Annotated in this window: 16 protein-coding genes and 1 tRNA gene; 9 read left to right on the forward strand and 8 right to left on the reverse strand. The window is 69.6% G+C overall.

What is annotated here, in order from left to right:
* Positions 1–248: 248 nt before the first annotated feature.
* Positions 249–596, forward strand: coding sequence for a LacI family DNA-binding transcriptional regulator (locus AB0I22_RS09885; protein ID WP_363130189.1), 348 nt, complete (start codon positions 249–251; stop codon positions 594–596).
* Positions 597–1,149: 553 nt separating this feature from the next.
* On the forward strand, positions 1,150–2,061 hold the full coding sequence (locus AB0I22_RS09890) for a helix-turn-helix transcriptional regulator (RefSeq protein ID WP_363130382.1): 912 nt from the start codon (positions 1,150–1,152) through the stop codon (positions 2,059–2,061).
* Between the two features lie 59 nt (positions 2,062–2,120).
* Here the strand turns inward: AB0I22_RS09890 and AB0I22_RS09895 are convergent.
* The 3 genes from AB0I22_RS09895 to AB0I22_RS09905 all read right to left on the reverse strand — a co-directional run bounded on the left by AB0I22_RS09895 (position 2,121) and on the right by AB0I22_RS09905 (position 3,986).
* Positions 2,121–2,194, reverse strand: a tRNA-Pro gene (locus tag AB0I22_RS09895).
* A gap of 12 nt (positions 2,195–2,206) precedes the next feature.
* Complete coding sequence (locus tag AB0I22_RS09900; RefSeq protein ID WP_363130190.1) at positions 2,207–2,971, reverse strand: Pr6Pr family membrane protein; 765 nt, start codon at positions 2,969–2,971, stop codon at positions 2,207–2,209.
* Positions 2,972–3,050: 79 nt separating this feature from the next.
* Positions 3,051–3,986 carry a metallophosphoesterase gene (locus AB0I22_RS09905; RefSeq protein ID WP_363130191.1) on the reverse strand — a complete coding sequence of 312 codons (936 nt, stop codon included), beginning with the start codon at positions 3,984–3,986 and terminating at the stop codon, positions 3,051–3,053.
* Positions 3,987–4,063: 77 nt separating this feature from the next.
* Between AB0I22_RS09905 and AB0I22_RS09910 the strand changes: the two genes are divergently transcribed.
* Positions 4,064–4,528, forward strand: a complete 465-nt coding sequence (locus AB0I22_RS09910; RefSeq protein WP_363130192.1) for a GatB/YqeY domain-containing protein — start codon at positions 4,064–4,066, stop codon at positions 4,526–4,528.
* A 96-nt stretch (positions 4,529–4,624) separates the two neighbouring features.
* Here AB0I22_RS09910 and AB0I22_RS09915 read toward each other — a convergent pair whose 3' ends face one another.
* Positions 4,625–6,784 carry a transglycosylase domain-containing protein gene (locus AB0I22_RS09915; RefSeq protein ID WP_363130193.1) on the reverse strand — a complete coding sequence of 720 codons (2,160 nt, stop codon included), beginning with the start codon at positions 6,782–6,784 and terminating at the stop codon, positions 4,625–4,627.
* Positions 6,785–7,180: 396 nt separating this feature from the next.
* Between AB0I22_RS09915 and AB0I22_RS09920 the strand changes: the two genes are divergently transcribed.
* Positions 7,181–7,516, forward strand: coding sequence for a WhiB family transcriptional regulator (locus AB0I22_RS09920; protein ID WP_037964184.1), 336 nt, complete (start codon positions 7,181–7,183; stop codon positions 7,514–7,516).
* Positions 7,517–7,959: 443 nt separating this feature from the next.
* Here the strand turns inward: AB0I22_RS09920 and AB0I22_RS09925 are convergent, their stop codons facing one another.
* Both AB0I22_RS09925 and AB0I22_RS09930 read right to left on the reverse strand, forming a co-directional pair.
* Entirely contained in the window at positions 7,960–9,345 is a 1,386-nt protein-coding gene (locus AB0I22_RS09925) for an ArsA family ATPase (RefSeq protein WP_363130194.1), read from the reverse strand.
* A complete protein-coding gene (locus AB0I22_RS09930; protein ID WP_363130195.1) occupies positions 9,342–10,322 on the reverse strand; it encodes an ArsA-related P-loop ATPase in 981 nt (326 codons plus the stop codon). Before AB0I22_RS09930 ends, AB0I22_RS09925 begins: the two co-directional genes overlap by 4 nt.
* A 71-nt stretch (positions 10,323–10,393) precedes the next feature.
* On the opposite strand from AB0I22_RS09930, the gene AB0I22_RS09935 reads away from it, so the two are divergent.
* The 4 genes from AB0I22_RS09935 (at position 10,394) to AB0I22_RS09950 (ending at position 13,333) form a co-directional block, all read left to right on the forward strand.
* Positions 10,394–10,555 (forward strand): DUF4177 domain-containing protein, encoded by a 162-nt coding sequence (locus AB0I22_RS09935; RefSeq protein WP_003975360.1) that lies wholly within the window; start codon positions 10,394–10,396, stop codon positions 10,553–10,555.
* Positions 10,552–11,016, forward strand: coding sequence for a RidA family protein (locus tag AB0I22_RS09940; protein ID WP_363130196.1), 465 nt, complete (start codon positions 10,552–10,554; stop codon positions 11,014–11,016). The genes AB0I22_RS09935 and AB0I22_RS09940 overlap by 4 nt, the downstream gene beginning before the upstream one ends.
* Positions 11,017–11,507: 491 nt before the next feature.
* Positions 11,508–12,500 (forward strand): NUDIX hydrolase, encoded by a 993-nt coding sequence (locus tag AB0I22_RS09945; protein ID WP_363130197.1) that lies wholly within the window; start codon positions 11,508–11,510, stop codon positions 12,498–12,500.
* A 2-nt stretch (positions 12,501–12,502) separates the two neighbouring features.
* The gene (locus AB0I22_RS09950; protein WP_363130198.1) at positions 12,503–13,333 is read left to right on the forward strand and encodes an MBL fold metallo-hydrolase; all 831 of its coding nucleotides are present in this window, start codon (positions 12,503–12,505) and stop codon (positions 13,331–13,333) included.
* 156 nt (positions 13,334–13,489) lie between these two features.
* On the opposite strand, the gene AB0I22_RS09955 is transcribed toward AB0I22_RS09950, so the two are convergent.
* Positions 13,490–13,930, reverse strand: a complete 441-nt coding sequence (locus tag AB0I22_RS09955) for a helix-turn-helix transcriptional regulator (RefSeq protein WP_363130199.1) — start codon at positions 13,928–13,930, stop codon at positions 13,490–13,492.
* 751 nt (positions 13,931–14,681) lie between these two features.
* Positions 14,682–15,356 (reverse strand): Crp/Fnr family transcriptional regulator, encoded by a 675-nt coding sequence (locus AB0I22_RS09960; RefSeq protein ID WP_363130200.1) that lies wholly within the window; start codon positions 15,354–15,356, stop codon positions 14,682–14,684.
* 211 nt (positions 15,357–15,567) lie between these two features.
* On the opposite strand from AB0I22_RS09960, the gene nth reads away from it, so the two are divergent.
* Positions 15,568–16,491 (forward strand): endonuclease III, encoded by a 924-nt coding sequence (gene nth, locus AB0I22_RS09965; protein WP_363130383.1) that lies wholly within the window; start codon positions 15,568–15,570, stop codon positions 16,489–16,491.
* Positions 16,492–16,512 lie beyond the last annotated feature (21 nt).

A 16,512-nucleotide genomic window follows, 5' to 3' on the forward strand; every position in this document is an offset into this window, starting at 1 on the left:
GCTCGTCGCCGGGGCCAGGACGTCAGCCAGTCCAGGACCTCGGTCCAGTAAACACACTGAGCCCAGCGCATCAGTGTCAGGACGACGGCGCTACTGAGTGCCCTGACCGGCATGCCTGCCACCGGCAGTGTGCTCAGCCGCTGGCCACGGCGCGGCTTGAGAACCGGAACGGGCGTCGCACCGGCCCGCCCCGCCCCGCCCCGCGGTGCGACGAGCATCGGCGTCCCCTCTACCGTTCCGCCTATTCGATGGACTGGTTGCCTGCCCTGGTCTTCAACAACATCGCCCCTATGCAGCCGACGTCCTGCCTCTGCCGTGAGTCGTACGTCTTCCGAGCGCAGGATGGGGTGCTCACCAGCGGGCGCCAGAGCGCGAAGCTCATAGACGTCGTACGCCATGCAGGAGTCTCCACGGGCACGGTCTCAAACGTCCTCAACCATCCCGACCGCATACGCGTCGAACTCGCCATCGTGGGCATCGGGTTCGTACGAGAAGGCGCCGCAGCAGAGCACATGACCCTCATGCTCGACCTGACCAAGGATTGGGAGGCGGCGCTTGATGCTTGCCGTCCGCCGCTAGCCCTACCGTGGCGGTGATGTGGCGTGCAGCTCTGGACAGGATCGGATCAAAAATTCTTCGGAGCGATGCTGACCAGGCAGAGAGCGAGTCAGCCCGGCCAATCGGGTGCAGACGTCCGTAGCGAGGTCATTCCTGGGAAGTAGCTCTAGATGCTGTGAAGCTGGGACGATCGGCGCATCGACGAGGGCGGTAGTAGCCCCAAGCCCCCTGCACAGGTAGTGCAGGTGGGCCCGCGAATCCCTAATCTCACACCTGGAGCTGCAGCATGTCCAGTTTGCCTCCGTGCACTGGCACGTTCGCGACATTGACCTTCTGCTCCGCAGGCCGCATCGACGGACGGTGGATCACTTCGCACACGGTAGTCGTGGCTGTAGTGCTCGTGTTGGTGCTGGTTGGCCAGGTCGGCTTTGACCAGGCCCTTCCGGGCACCATCGCAGTACTGGCCGCAGCTGTGGCCGAGTTGAGGGTCGGGCGTCGTCTTGGCGACGCCAGGGCAAACCAGGGCCTATAACCGTGGGCCGACGCGTCGAGAGCATCGACGTTGGTGCGGAGCGCCAGTTGCGGGAGTTAGTGAAATATTTGCGTGAGCTCAAGGATGCCAGCGGTGCCACCTACCGCGAGATGGCCAAGCGTACTGGGCCCAAACCGTACTACTGCGGTGCGTCGACCCTCAGCCGAGCAGCCAGCGGTGCTCGACTGCCGCGGCTCAAAGTCGTGGAAGTCTACGCTCGCGCAGCGGGTGACCCGGCCGACGATGAAGCACGTCAGTACCGTGTACGACGAGCTCGCCAGTTGTGGAAGGCTGCGGCTGTCGAGCTGGCTCGTCCACTTCGGGCAGGTTGCGGCCGCCGACTGCAGCAGATCCGTACATCAGAAACTCTCGGCCAGGGGCTGGCGCGGCTTCGCGCACGGGCAGGCCAGCCATCTCTGCGTGAGATCGAACGGATGACCGCCGTTGGTGGTTACCGTGTGCCACGATCGACGTGTCAGCGAATCTTGACTGGACTCATCCTGCCTACCTCGGAACAGATGACGGCCCTCTTGACCGCCTTCGACGTCACCGAAGACAGCTTCTCGGGCTGGCGTATCGCGTTGAACCGCGTTGTGGCCAGAAGGCATCCCGAGCCGATCTGGTCTGGCGGGTGCGTGTGCCCGGATGGCGACCCCGTCGTAACGGCGTTCCTCGAACGTCGCGAGCGGGACGAAAGGATCAAGCGAAGGACTGGCCAACTGCGCCAGGACCAGGACTACGGCGAGTGGTTGGATGCCCGTGAGGCTAGGGCTTTTTACCGTCGGCAGTGGGACTACTTGGACGATGACGAACTGGCATGGCTCGAAGGGGGCGGAGGAGATATGCCGGTCAACGAGGTCGGGTGGGGTAGTGGGCGCCCGCCGGCTGATGGAGACAGCCTCTGTTGGGCAGGGCGGCCACGCGATGCAGGGAGCCAGGTCTCTGAGCTTGGCTCTCGCAAAGGCCCCTGAAACCCGACAGAGGCCCGATCCGCTAAGCGGATCGGGCCTCTGACCTGGTGTTCCTTCAGTCGGGGTGGCGGGATTTGAACCCACGACCTCTTCGTCCCGAACGAAGCGCGCTGCCAAGCTGCGCTACACCCCGAAGCAACGAGCTCTACTTTAGCGGACTGATGGCCGGAGACGAAATCCGGTTCTCGGGGCCTCGCAGGTGGGGGCGGATGCGGTCGAGGAGGATGAGGACCAGGGCGAGGACGTAGAAGGCCAGGGCGAAGATCACGGTGTTGCCGAGGACGCCTCCGTAGCCGTGGATGTCGACGTCCAGGAAGGGGTACGGGTAGCGGCCCTCGGTGCCGGGGGAGAGGAGGGCGCCACGGATGAGGGCGAAGGGGAGGTAGAGGAGGGGGTAGATCAGCCACTGCCAGGCGTACGCGGGGCGGAAGCGGCCCGGAGTCGTGAGCAGGAGCCAGTCGAGGACGACCGCGATGGGGGTGGCCGTGTGCAGGAGCTGGGTGGCCGTGGTCTGCCACTCGGAGGGGGCGTGGGCGTCGCCGACCATGGCGAAGCCGCTGGAGTCGTTGGTCAGGACGAAGTGGTAGACCAGCCCCGTGATGGCTATATAGAGGACCGCCGCCCCCGTGAGCCGCGCCGAGAGCGGGGGCCGTGCCGACCACGCCCGGTGCGCGGCCGCGAGCATGACGACCGCGACCACCGCGTTGGACTGGATCGTGAAATAGCTGAGGACGCGCGGCACGTCGCCGACCGCGCAGTCGATCACGATGCCCGTGATCGCGGCCAGCGCGATGAGCACCCGGAAGACGGCCGTGAGCGGGCGGCGCCCGGCCGGGACGACCGCTGAGGCGGGGACGCCCGCGGCGCTGATCGCGCTCTGCCGCGCGTGGGAGGAGGTCGGATCGATCATCCTCCCACCGTACGGGCGGGCGCTCCCGGCCGGAGGAGATCGCCCGGTTCCGGGCGGTCGGCATCGGGTGAGCGGGAGGTCAGCGTTCCGTCAGCGTGAGCAGCGTCGCCTCGGGCGGGCAGTTGAAACGGACCGGCGTGTACCGGTTCGTGCCGCACCCCGCCGACACATGGAGGAACGACTCGCTGCCGCCCGCCCGGTGCTGGGACAGCCCCTTGACCCGCTTCGTGTCCAGGTCGCAGTTGGTCACCAGCGCCCCGTAGAACGGCACGCACAGCTGGCCCCCGTGCGTGTGACCGGCCAGGATCAGCGGATAGCGGTCCGCCGTGAACGCGTCCAGGACCCGCAGATACGGGGCGTGCACCACGGCGAGCGACAGGTCCGCCGACGTGTCCGGGCCGCCGGCCACCTCGCTGTAGCGGTCCCGCTTGATGTGCGGGTCGTCGAGGCCGGTGAGGGCGATCTCACACCCGTCGACCTTCAGCCTGCCCCGCGTGTTCGTCAGGCCGACCCACCCCGCCGCGTCGAAGGCGTCGCGCAGCTCCTCCCACGGGTTGTGGATCGCGCCGACGACCGGCTTGTTGCCGTTCAGGCCGTGCCGCTTCTGTGCCTTCTCGATCAGGTAGCGGGCCGGATTGCGCAGCTTCGGTCCGTAGTAGTCGTTCGAGCCGAAGACGTACGCGCCGGGGAACTCCATCAGCGGGCCCAGCGCGTCCAGCGCCTCCGGCACGCCCTCCGGGTCGGACAGGTTGTCGCCCGTGTTGATCACGAAGTCCGGGCGCAGCCCCGCCAGCGACTGGAGCCAGCGCTGTTTCTTGCGCTGCCCGCTGACCATGTGGATGTCGGAGACCTGGAGTACGCGCAGCGGCCGCCGGCCGCGTGGCAGTACAGGGACGGTGACCCGTCGAAGGCGGAAGGAACGGGCTTCGATGCCGGCGGCGTAGGCCACGCCGGCCGCGCCGACCGCCGTGATTCCCGCCGTGATGCCCAGGGGTACTCCGTATCGCGCGCGCATAGCGCCTATCGTCGCAGACCGGCCGCCAGGGAGAAATCTTCGGGTGATTCCCGGCGCTTGCTGGCATAGTCAAGGACATGACCACGCTCAAGTCCCAGCTGCAGGACGACCTCACCGCCTCGATCAGGGCGCGCGACGAGCTGCGCTCCTCCACTCTCCGGCTCACCCTCACCGCGATCACCAAGGAGGAGGTCTCCGGCGAGTCCGCCCGCGAGCTCTCCGACGACGAGGTGCTGAAGGTGATCACGCGCGAGGCGAAGAAGCGGCGTGAGGCGGCGGAGGCGTTCGCGCAGGGCGGCCGGGCCGAGTCCGCGGAGCGGGAGAAGGCGGAGGGCGAGATCCTCGCCGAGTACCTTCCCCAGCAGCTGTCCGACCTGGAGCTGGAGTCGCTGGTCGCCGCCGCCGTCGCGGAAGCGGCCGGGCACGGCGCCGAGGGCCAGCGCGCGATGGGCGCGGTCATGAAGATCGTGAACCCGCAGGTGGCGGGCCGGGCCGAGGGCGGCCGCGTCGCCGCGATGGTCAAGAAGCTGCTCGCGGGCTGACCGCGGGACGCCGCGCAGGGCAAGAGGAAGGGGCGCCCGGACCAACCTGGTCCGGGCGCCCCTTCCTTTAAAGCGCTACAGCCCTATACGGCCGGCTCACTGGCCCAGCAGGTCGCCGAGCGGGTCGTGCTTGCCGCCGTGATGCTTCCCCTTGCCCTTTGCGTCGTCCCCGCCGTCATCGCTCTTGCCGTCCTTCCCGGCACCGGCGATCGGGACGGTCGCGAACTTGTCCGCCGGCTTGCCGGAGAGGGCTCCGGAGACCGCGTCCTTCCAGATGGGCGCGGGGCCGTCGGCGCCGTACACCTTGTCGTACGTCTTGCCGCCGAAGGTGACGCCGTTCTGCATCTGGACCTGGTGCTGCGGGTCGCCGAGCCAGACCGCGCCCGACATGTTGGGCGTGTAGCCCACGTACCACGCCGAGTACCGGTTGTCGGTGGTACCCGTCTTGCCCGCGCTGTCCCGCCCGTCGGTCAGGCCCGCCGCCTTGCCCGTACCGTCGTCGACGACGCCCTTGAGCATCGTGTTGATCGTGTCGGCGGTCTTCGGCGACATCGCCTGGGTGCAGGAGGCCTGCGGCACCGGCAGCTGCTTGCCGTTGGAGTCGGTGACGCTCTCAAGCGCGGTCGGCGTGCAGTACTTGCCGCGAGACGCGAAGGCGGCGTACGCGGCGGACATGTTGAGCGGCGACGCCTCGTTCACGCCGAGGGTGTACGAGGCGCCGAGGCCCCAGGCGGTGCCGCCCGCGCGCTTGGTCATGCCGAGCTTGTTGACCATCTTCGTCACGTTGCACAGACCGGTGTCGGCCTCCAGCGAGACGAAGTAGGTGTTGATCGACTTCTTCAACGCCTCCGGCATCTTGTACGGGCCGACCTCGTCCTTGCTCTCGTTCGGCACCGAGGCTTCGCTGGCGAGGCGGTTGCCCTGGCAGTCGGAGACGGTCGGGTACGGCATCCGGTTGGGCGAGGCGTACGACTGGGAGTTGTCGATGCCGTTCTCCAGCGCGGCGGCCGCGGTGAAGGGCTTGAACGTCGAACCCGGCAGATATCCCGCGCCGCCGCCCATGTTGCGGTCGACGGAGAGGTTGATCTGCGTCTGGTTCTTGCCGAAGCCGTACGGGCGCGACTGGCCCATGCCGCGGATCTTGCCCGTACCCGGCTCGACCAGGGTGACGGCGCTGGCCACCGGGTCGGACGCGTACACATGGTCGCTGACCCCGGCCTGCACCGACTTCTGGGCCTGCGGGTCCAGCGTCGTACGGACCGTCATGCCGCCCTGGTTCCAGCGCTTGGCCCGCTCCTCCTTGGTCTTGCCGAAGGTCTCGTCCCGCAGGAAGACCTCGCGGACGTAGTCGCAGAAGAAGCCCGCGCCGTGCACGGCGGTGATGCAGCCGTTCTTGGGCCGCTTGACCTTCAGCTTCACCGGCTTCTTCTTCGCCGCCTCGGCCTCGGCCGGGGTGATGTCGTGCACCTCCGACATCCGCTGGAGCACGGTGTTGCGGCGCTTGGTCGCCTCCTGCCTGTTGTTGACCGGGTCGTAGCGGGTCGGCGACTGGACGATGCCGGCCAGCAGCGCGGACTCGTCGAGGGTGAGGTCCTTGGCGTGCTTGCTGAAGTAGCGCTGAGCCGCCGCCTCGACGCCGTACGCCTGCTCACCGAAGAACGTGATGTTCAGATAGTTGTTGAGGATCCGCTTCTTGCCGAGCTCCTGCTCGACCTGGATCGCGTACTTCAGCTCCTTGACCTTGCGGCCGACCGTCTGCTGGGTGGCCTGCGCGACCTTGTCGGGGTCGTCGCCGGCCTCCTCGATGAAGACGTTCTTCACGTACTGCTGGGTGAGGGTGGAGGCACCCTCGGATACGCCGCCGGACTGCGCGTTCTTGTTGAGGGCGCGGAGCACGCCCTTGAGGTCGATCGCCCCGTGCTCGTAGAAGCGCGCGTCCTCGATCGCTACGAGCGCCTTCTGTATATAGGGCGAGATGTCCTTGAGCGGGACGACGGTGCGGTCGCGGGAGTAGACCTTCGCGATCTCGCCGCCCTGGTTGTCGAGGATCGTGGTGCGCTGACTCAGCGGCGGGGTCTTGAGGTTGGACGGGATCTCGTCGAAGCCCTCGACCGAGCCTTTGGCCGCCAGGCCGAAGGCGCCGAAGGCCGGCAGCGCGAGACCTGCCAGCACGGCTCCGGAGAGCACGCTGACACCGAGGAATTTCGCGGCCTGCTGGGTCGTCGTGAGACCCCCGCCCGAGCGCTTCTTAGCCATGGAGGGCAGCCTACGTTCTCATTCGCCGGACAGACGCCCAGGTGTTCGCCTACGCTTGATTCACGCCAGTCACTGCGGTGCGGTTCCGGACCATCCTCCTCAGCACTCAGCCGAACTCATCCGAGTGCCGAACCGTGCCCGACTTCAGCCCATGTGTCACATGGTGCCCGCTGCGTCTCGACTGAATCACCCCGAGTTGACGGATTTGTCGATGATGTCGTCGGGTCACTCCGTTGGGTGATCTGCCGCATACGCATAGTCCGTTCGGGCCATTCAAGATTGGGCCCGCAGGGGGTGTTGCGCCCTGCCTGCCTTCCGTAACGTCCTCAACTGGCAACGGTGAATATGCCGCTGCCGCCGTGGGGGAGCCTCGATTCGGGAGAGGACGGCGCCAGCATGAGCTGGGTAACCGACTGGAGTGCACAAGCAGCATGCCGCACCACCGATCCGGATGAGCTATTCGTTCAAGGCGCGGCACAGAACAGGGCCAAAGCGGTCTGCACCGGTTGCCCGGTGCGCACCGAGTGCCTGGCCGACGCCCTCGACAACCGTGTCGAGTTCGGCGTGTGGGGCGGTATGACCGAGCGGGAGCGGAGGGCGCTGCTGCGTCGCCGGCCGACGGTCACCTCGTGGCGGAGGCTGCTGGAGACCGCCCGTACGGAATACGAGCGCAGTACGGGCATCCTGCCCATCGACGACGAGGAGTACGAGAACTACGCCGCGGCGGGGTGAACCGGCGCGGAGGTGACGAACGACGACGGGCGGCGGGATCCATCGCCGCCTCGCGAACGATCGTGGTCTTTCGGAAGTGTGCGGTCTCCGACCGGCTTTTTCCGCCAACGGCCAACGGCCAACGGTCAACGGATCGTCAGCCAGCGGCTTGTCCGCCGGCGGTCTTTCAGCGGCCGCTCAGCGGACTTCGGACTTCGGGCTTCGGACGTACGCGGCAACGCAGGCGTGCGATGTGCGCGAAGAAGCGCGCGGCGCAGTGGCACGCGGGAGCGCATGGGGCGCGTGAGGCTCCAGCGGCTCGCTCCGTAGCCTCGTACCCGCCAGCCCGCGCGCACGGCAGGCGCAGGCCCCTCGCGTACGTATGGCCGCTGCGCAGCCCCGACCTGTCGCCAATACTTCCTGGTCACGCCCGTACGGCCATCCGTCTACGGAGCGTCCGTCCGCTACGGCGTGGACGGAGACGCGGACGGGCGCGCGGCCTGGGTCGCCAAGCGCTCGCCGACCGTGCGCAGACCCGCCAAGTCGTGTACGTCGCCGGGGAGTGCGGCCACTTCGGCCACCGGGACCTCGGGGTGCAGTGCGGTGAAGCGGTCGCGCGTGCGGCGCTCGCGGGCGAGCACTCGCATGCGCTCGGCGTGCAGCCGCAGCAGACGAGCGGCGAGCTGCTCCGGGGTGGCCGTGATGGGGTCGGCCGCCTCGGCGGTGGTGGTGGGGTCGGTGACGGAGGCGGTGTTGTCCTGTGAGCCCTCAGTGGCGGTGGGGGAGCCGCTGTCGGGGGCTGACCGGCTGCCCATATGAGGCTTCCCTGAGTCACGATCCACAATGCCGGAACCGGCAAGATTTTCTGCGTTATCGGGCGCAGAGTCCGCCGAAGCCTTCGCGGCGCCGTCCGTGAGGGCTTCGGCGGCGGCCAGCGCGCGCTCAGCGGAGAGGTGGGCGGCGCCGCTGCCGTGCACCCGGTTCAGTACGAGCCCGGCCAGCGGCATCCGGTCCGCGGCCAGCCGCTCGATGAAGTACGCGGCCTCGCGCAGCGCGTCCCGCTCCGGGGCGGCGACGACGAGGAACGCCGTGCCGGGCGCCTGGAGCAGGCGGTACGTGGCGTCCGCGCGGGTGCGGAAGCCGCCGAACATCGTGTCCATCGCCGCGACGAAGGTCTGCACGTCGCGCAGCAGTTGCGCGCCCATCAGCTTGTTCAGCGGCCCGCTCATCACCGACATGCCGACGCCCAGGAACTTCATCCCCGCGCGTCCGCCGATCTTCGCCGGGGCCATCAGCACCTTGATGAACTTGCCGTCCAGGAACGAGCCGAGGCGGCTCGGCGCGTCCAGGAAGTCCAGCGCGGAGCGGCTCGGCGGGGTGTCGACGACGATCAGATCCCACTCGTCACGGGCGCGGAGCTGGCCGAGCTTCTCCATGGCCATGTACTCCTGCGTGCCGGCGAACCCGGCGGACAGCGACTGGTAGAACGGATTCTCCAGGATCGCCCGGGCCCGCTCCTTGTCGGAGTGCGCCTCGACGATCTCGTCGAAGGTCCGCTTCATGTCCAGCATCATGGCGTGCAGCTCACCGCCCGCGCTGCCGTCGACGCCCTCGACCCTGCGCGGCACGTTGTCCAGCTCCTCGATGCCCATCGACTGCGCGAGCCTGCGCGCCGGGTCGATGGTGAGGACGACGACCTTCCGGCCGCGCTCCGCGGCCCGTACCCCCAGCGCGGCCGCCGTCGTCGTCTTGCCGACGCCGCCGGAACCGCAGCACACCACGATCCGGGTCGCGGGGTCGTCCAGGACCGGGTCCATCTCCAGCCGGTAGGTGTCCGCCAGGCCGTTCATGAGGCCACCCCTTGCTTCCGCAGTCCGCGGGCCATGCGGTAGAGCCCCGCCAAGTCCACGCCGTCGCCGAGCAGTTCGAGTTCGTACGTCGGCAGGTCGAGCCCGGATATCTCCGCTCGCCCGCTGCGCTCCAGGGCCGCCCGCTCGGTGTGCTCGCGGGCCTCTTCCAGCAGCGGGTCGATCAGGCGGTCGGCGTGGCCGCCGCGCTGGGCGCCGCCGAGCCCGGCGCGGGAGAGCGCCTTGGCGACGGCCGACCGCTGCCCGTTCGCGACCACGTCCACGGCCGTCTCGTCGAGCAGCGCGGGCCGCACCATGTTGATGACGACGCCGCCGACCGGGAGCTTCGCGGCCCGCAGCTCCGCCACGCCGTCCACCGTCTCCTGGACGGGCATCTCCTCCAGCAGCGTCACCAGGTGGACCGCTGTCTCGGCGGACTTCAGGACGCGCATCACGGCCTGCGCCTGATTGTGTATGGGGCCGACCCTGGCGAGCCCGGCCACCTCGTCGTTGACGTTGAGGAAGCGGGTGATGCGGCCGGTCGGCGGGGCGTCCATGACGACGTGGTCGTAGACGAACCGCCCGCTCTTGTCCTTGCGGCGGACCGCCTCGCACGCCTTGCCGGTCAGCAGGACGTCCCGCAGGCCGGGTGCGATGGTCGTGGCGAAGTCGATCGCGCCGAGCTTCTTCAGGGCCCGGCCCGCGCCGCCGAGTTTGTAGAACATCTGGAGGTAGTCGAGGAGCGCCAGCTCCGCGTCGATGGCGAGCGCGTGCACCTCGCCGCCGCCCGGAGCCACCGCGATCTTGCGCTCCCCGTAGGGCAGCGCCTGGGTCTCGAAGAGCTGCGCGATCCCCTGCCTGCCTTCGACCTCGACCAGCAGGGTGCGTTTTCCCTCGGCGGCGAGGGCGAGCGCGAGGGCGGCGGCGACCGTGGTCTTACCGGTGCCGCCCTTGCCGCTGACGACGTGGAACCTGCTCATGATTTGGAGCCTAACCAGTCGGGCCCCGGAGTACGCACGAGGCCGGGGGAGAGAGGCATTACAGTCGCACCATGACCAAGTGGGAATACGCGACCGTGCCGCTGCTCGTACACGCGACCAAGCAGATTCTGGACACCTGGGGCGAGGACGGCTGGGAGCTCGTCCAGGTCGTGCCCGGACCGAACAACCCCGAGCAGTTGGTGGCCTATCTGAAGCGGGAGAAGCAGGCATGAGCGTCGTCGAGGACAAACTGCGCTCGCTCGGTCTGAGCCTGCCGGAGGTCGTCCCGCCGCTGGCCGCGTACCAGCCGGCCGTGCGCTCCGGGGGGTACGTGCACACGTCCGGGCAGCTCCCGATGGTCGAGGGCAAGCTGCCGCTGACCGGCAAGGTCGGCGCGGACCTCACCGCGGACCAGGCCAAGGAACTGGCGCGGACCTGCGCGCTCAACGCGCTCGCCGCCGTGAAATCGGTCACGGGCAACCTCGACAAGATCGTGCGCGTCGTGAAGGTCGTGGGCTTCGTCGCCTCGGCCACGGACTTCACCGGCCAGCCGGGCGTCATCAACGGCGCCAGCGAGCTCCTCGGCGAGGTGCTGGGCGAGGCCGGGGTGCACGCGCGCAGCGCCGTCGGGGTGGCGGTCCTGCCGATGGATTCGCCGGTGGAGGTCGAGATCGTCGTCGAGGTCCAGGAGTAGTGACCTTCTAGCTCGTAGCTCGGTTGCGTCTGACAGTTCGGTCGCTTCTGAGCCGCGGGGTATTTCGGGGTTCTGCCCCGGAGCCCGGTACACCCTGGTACAGCCGGTACTCACCGGACGGCCTGAATTGGAATGGCCGGACGGGCTGAATTCGGCGGGCGCACTGCCCACAGGCTCGGGCGGCAGCTCGGGGCGGCCGAATTTGGCCGGCCCCGGTCCGTAAAGCCTGGGGCCGATTGGATTGGGCGGGGCCGCGGAGCCTTGGCCCGCAATCCCTGATGAGCTGGATTCGGCGGACGGCGGTCCGTAAGCGCCGGGCCGGTCGGTTGGTCGGTCGGTTTGGTTTGGGCGGGCGTTCGCCCGCGAGCCTCGGGCCGCAGGCCCGCCCCGCACGGCCGGGGGCCGTTCCGGCTGGTGCGGCGCTCATCGGAGGCAGCTCCGATGAGCTCGGCCCTCTCGAACATCGGGGCGTGAGCGCATAGCATCCGGCCATGTCGTCCTCGACCAATGGCCAGTGGTACCCGCCGGAGTGGCCGGACCGGATCCGTGCGCTCGCGAGCGGCGCGCTGACGCCTGCCGAGCCGCGGCGGGCGGCGACTGTGCTGCTGCTGCGGGACGCCGGGGCCGGCGAGCCCGGCGGGATCTCCGTGTACATGCTGCGCAGGCGCGCCTCCATGGCCTTCGCCGGGGGCGCGTACGCCTATCCGGGCGGCTCGGTGGACCCGCGGGACGAGCGGCCCGTGGCCTGGGCGGGGCCTTCGCGGGCTCGGTGGGCCGGGCGGCTGGGGACGGATGAGGCGATCGCGCAGGCGATCGTCTGCGCCGCGGTCCGGGAGACGTTCGAAGAGGCGGGCGTGCTCCTCGCGGGGCCGGCCCCGGACACCGTCGTCAGCGACATCACGGGCGACGACTGGGAGGCGGACCGCGCCGCCCTCGTCGCCCGCGACCTGTCCTTCGCCGACTTCCTCGAACGCCGCGGCCTCGTCCTGCGCTCCGACCTGCTCGGCGCGTGGGCGCGCTGGATCACCCCGGAGTTCGAGCCACGCCGCTACGACACCTGGTTCTTCGCGGCGGCGCTGCCGCGGGGCCAGCGCACCCGCAACGCCTCGACCGAGGCGGACCGCACCGTCTGGACCGGCCCGGCCGAGGCCGCCGAGGGGTACGACCGGGGCGACCTGCTGATGATGCCGCCCACCATCTCCACGCTGCGCTCCCTGGAGCCGTACGGAACGGTCGCCGAGGCACTGGGCTCCGCGGCGGAACGCGATCTCGCGCCCGTACTGGCGCAGGCCCGCCTCGAAGGGGGCGAACTGGTGCTGAGCTGGCCGGGGCACGACGAGTTCACCAAACGCATCGCGGAACGCACCGATCCGCATGCCGCCGGCACCGCCGATACCTCTGACGCCGACGCCGACGCAGCCGACGCCGCCGCTGGGAACGCGCGGATCGGCGGCGCGGGCGACAACACCTCCACGGGGGCCTGATCATGACCCATGCGGCAGCACTTCCCGGCCAACCGCGCGGCGGCGTCATCGGCGGCCCCGCCACCGACCGCACCGTCTGCGTACTGGCGCCGAACCCGTCCGCGATGACGCTCGACGGCACCAACACCTGGCTGATCTCCGAGCCCGATTCCGACCTCGCCGTCGCCGTCGACCCCGGCCCCCTGGACGAGGGGCACCTGGCGAACGTCATCGCCACCGCCGAGCGCGCCGGCAAGCGCGTCGCGCTCACCCTCCTCACCCACGGCCACCCCGACCACGCGGACGGCGCGGCGCGCTTCGCCGAGCTGACCGGTACGCGCGTACGCGCGCTGGACCCGGCGCTGCGCCTGGGCGACGAGGGGCTGGGCGAGGGCGACGTGATCACCACGGGCGGCCTGGAGCTGCGCGTCGTGCCCACTCCGGGCCACACCGCGGACTCCCTCTGCTTCCACCTCCCGGCCGACTCGGCCGTGTTGACCGGCGATACGGTCCTGGGGCGCGGCACGACCGTGGTGGCCCACCCGGACGGGCGGCTCGGCGACTACCTGGACTCGCTGCGGCGGCTGCGCTCGCTGGCGGTCGACGACGGCGTCGACACGGTGCTGCCGGGCCATGGGCCGGTGCTGAACGACGCCCGGGGCGTCGTCGAGTTCTATCTGGCCCACCGCGCGAAGCGGCTCGCCCAGGTGGAGACGGCCGTCGAGGACGGCCACCGGACGCCGTCCGAGGTCGTCGCCCATGTCTACGCGGACGTGGACCGCACGCTGTGGCCCGCGGCCGAGCTGTCCGTACGGGCTCAGCTGGAGTATCTCGACGAGCACGGGCTGCTCTGACGCCAGGTTCGGGATCTACGGATTCCGGTTCTACGGATTCCGGTCTTGCGGGTTCCGGTGCGTCGAGTGCCTTACGGGCCGGGGCCGGCGGCGTGGCCGTCCCCGGCCCGGCCGTCGGCCCCCGCTTTCCCTCCGTCGGTCGTCGGCGTCCGCGCCTCAGTCGGCCCCCGCTGTCTGCCGTCGTTGGGCCGTGCCTTCCTCCGCCGGCAGGAAAGGGGCTGCCACTTGAAGGAAGAGCGCCCGCCGCTCGGCGGGGACGCCGAGGAGCTCGGCGGCCTCTTCCAGGGTGACCCGCCGGCTGCCCGCTGTGCTGTGCCGAGGCTGCGTCACGGGTAGGGGCAGGTCGTCTTCGGTCAGCTTCCCGGACTGGATGAGCACGTCGCGCACGGGGACGTCGAGCGCCCTCGCGAGGCCGCGCATCGTGGTCAGGTCGGGCATGCTCTGCCGCTGCAGCAGCCGGGTGACGGCCGCGCGGTGTACCCCCGCATCGTCGGCGATCTTGGATCGGCCACCGCCACGGGGGTGGTCGATGTCGTAGCCACGGGACCTCATGAGGTCCTCCATCCAGGCCGCGAATTCCTCCAGGGTGTCCTTCATGGTCGAGTCCGCTCCCTCCATCCGCGCAACAGACTAACGCGCGTGCGCGAGCGAAATGTGCGTCTGGGGTGACCGCATGGAATAAGGCCCAAGAGCCTGTGTGGAGCGTGTGAAGGAACTGCAAATTGCGCGCGAGTGCGCAATATTAAAATTCATTCGGGTTCATGAAGTTGCTCAAAATCTACCCATGATCCCCCCAAGTCCCTTCCGGGGTGCGCGGGGCCGGTGCCGACAAGGCGTACGCCTGAGTTGTCGTCGGTTCACCCTCCCGGACCTTGCGATTGATTGCACGCAAGCTCTTGTTGCGCACTCGCGCGATCGGGTACCGTCATCATGTCGCGGCACGGTTCCGGCCTTCCCCGTGGGCCGTCGAGTCCCGTGCCGCGACATGGGATTGATTCCGTTTCGGGCGGCGAGTTCGCGCTGCTCGTGCGGCGCGGCGACCAGAGCGACAGCCGGACGGCGGACCGCGAAGCCCGCCTGGAGAGCTTGAAGCGCGCCCGATGGCCCCGCCGCCTCGCCGGCCGCGCGTACGGGCGTCCTGGCACTGCTGACGGCGTTGTACGGCACGTTCACGCATGAGCGAAGGGCCCGCCGGATCTCCGGCGGGCCCTTCGTGCGTTCATTCGTGCGTTCAGGGGGGGCGCGGCGCGCGTGTACGGCCCGTAGGCCTGTACGGTCCAGCCGACGCGCGCTCCGCACGTCGAAGGCCGCCCGTAGGCCCGTACGCCCGTATGGCTCAGCTGGTGGCTCAGCGCGAGCGCTTCGCCAGCCGCTCCACGTCCAGCAGGATCACGGCGCGCGCCTCCAGGCGCAGCCAGCCGCGGCCCGCGAAGTCGGCGAGGGCCTTGTTGACCGTCTCCCGAGAGGCGCCGACGAGCTGCGCCAGCTCCTCCTGGGTGAGGTCGTGCACCACGTGGATGCCCTCCTCGGACTGCACGCCGAAGCGGCGCGACAGGTCGAGGAGCGCCTTCGCCACGCGCCCGGGCACGTCGGAGAAGACGAGGTCGGACATCGAGTCGTTGGTCCGGCGCAGACGGCGGGCGACGGCGCGCAGCAGGGCGGTGGCCACCTCCGGCCGGGCGTTGAGCCAGGGCTGGAGGTCGCCATGGCCCAGACCGAGGAGCTTGACCTCGGTGAGAGCGCTGGCGGTGGCGGTGCGCGGTCCCGGGTCGAACAGCGACAGCTCGCCGATCAGCTCGCCGGGGCCGAGGACGGCCAGCATGTTCTCCCGGCCGTCGGGGGAGGTGCGGTGGAGCTTCACCTTCCCCTCGGTGACCACGTAGAGCCGGTCTCCGGGGTCACCCTCGTGGAACAGGGCGTCACCCCTCGCGAGGGTGACTTCACCCATGGAGGCGCGCAGCTCAGCGGCCTGCTCGTCATCGAGCGCCGCGAAAAGCGGGGCGCGCCGCAGAACGTCGTCCACGAGATCTCTCCTTGTCGACATGCACAGAGGACCGTGGTCCCCATCATGCCGGACGATAAAACAGTGCGATCAATCACAAGTTTGACGCACCGGCGTCCCGGACCGTACGGCAGGGGTCCGATTGGGCTGCGGATTCGCTGCGGTCGGGGCGGATGTCAGTGCTGGGCTTTAGTCTGGCCGAGTGTCCAATACGCCGGTGAGAGCACAGGGAATGGGGCCCGGAGGTCCCCCCGACAAAGGGACGGGGCGGGCTGCCGCGCCCCGTGATTCCGCCCTGGGCGAACGTACGCCCGAGAAGAAGACGAGAGCGGCCAACAGCAGCAAACCGCCCGAGAGCGGGAGTGGCAAGTCGCACGCGGGCGAGTCGCGGCTCGCGCTGGTGCGCCGGGCGCGCCGGATCAACCGCGAGCTCGCCGAGGTCTATCCGTACGCCCACCCCGAGCTGGACTTCGAGAACAGCTTTCAGCTCCTGGTCGCCACGGTCCTCTCGGCCCAGACCACGGACCTGCGGGTCAACCAGACCACCCCCGCTCTCTTCGCCGCCTACCCGACACCGGAGGACATGGCGGCGGCCGACCCCGAGGCGCTGGAGCAGTTGATCCGGCCGACGGGTTTCTTCCGGGCCAAGGCGAAGTCGCTGCTCGGCCTGTCCGCGGCCCTGCGCGACGACTTCGGCGGCGAGGTGCCGGGCCGCCTGGAGGACCTGGTCACGCTGCCGGGCGTCGGCCGCAAGACCGCCAACGTCGTACTGGGCAATGCTTTCGGAGTGCCGGGCATCACCGTGGACACGCACTTCGGGCGGCTCGTGCGGCGTTGGAAGTGGACGGACGAGACCGACCCGGAAAAGGTCGAGGCCGTCGTCTGCGACCTCTTCCCGAAGAGCGAGTGGACGATGCTCTCGCACCGCGTCGTCTTCCACGGCCGCCGTGTCTGCCATTCCCGCAAGCCCGCGTGCGGCGCCTGCCCGATCGCGCCGCTCTGCCCGTCGTACGGGGAGGGCGAGACGGACCCGGAGAAGGCCGAGAAGCTGTTGAAGTACGAAATGGGCGGCCGGCCGGGGCAGCGGCTCAAGCCCCCGGCCGACTATCCGGGCAAGCCGGCCCCGCCGCTGGGCGCCGCTGTGGAGGTGGAGTGACGAGTACGTACGGCGGCGCGG

This window comes from Streptomyces sp. NPDC050610, from assembly GCF_040654875.1.
Classification (GTDB): Bacteria; Actinomycetota; Actinomycetes; order Streptomycetales; family Streptomycetaceae; genus Streptomyces.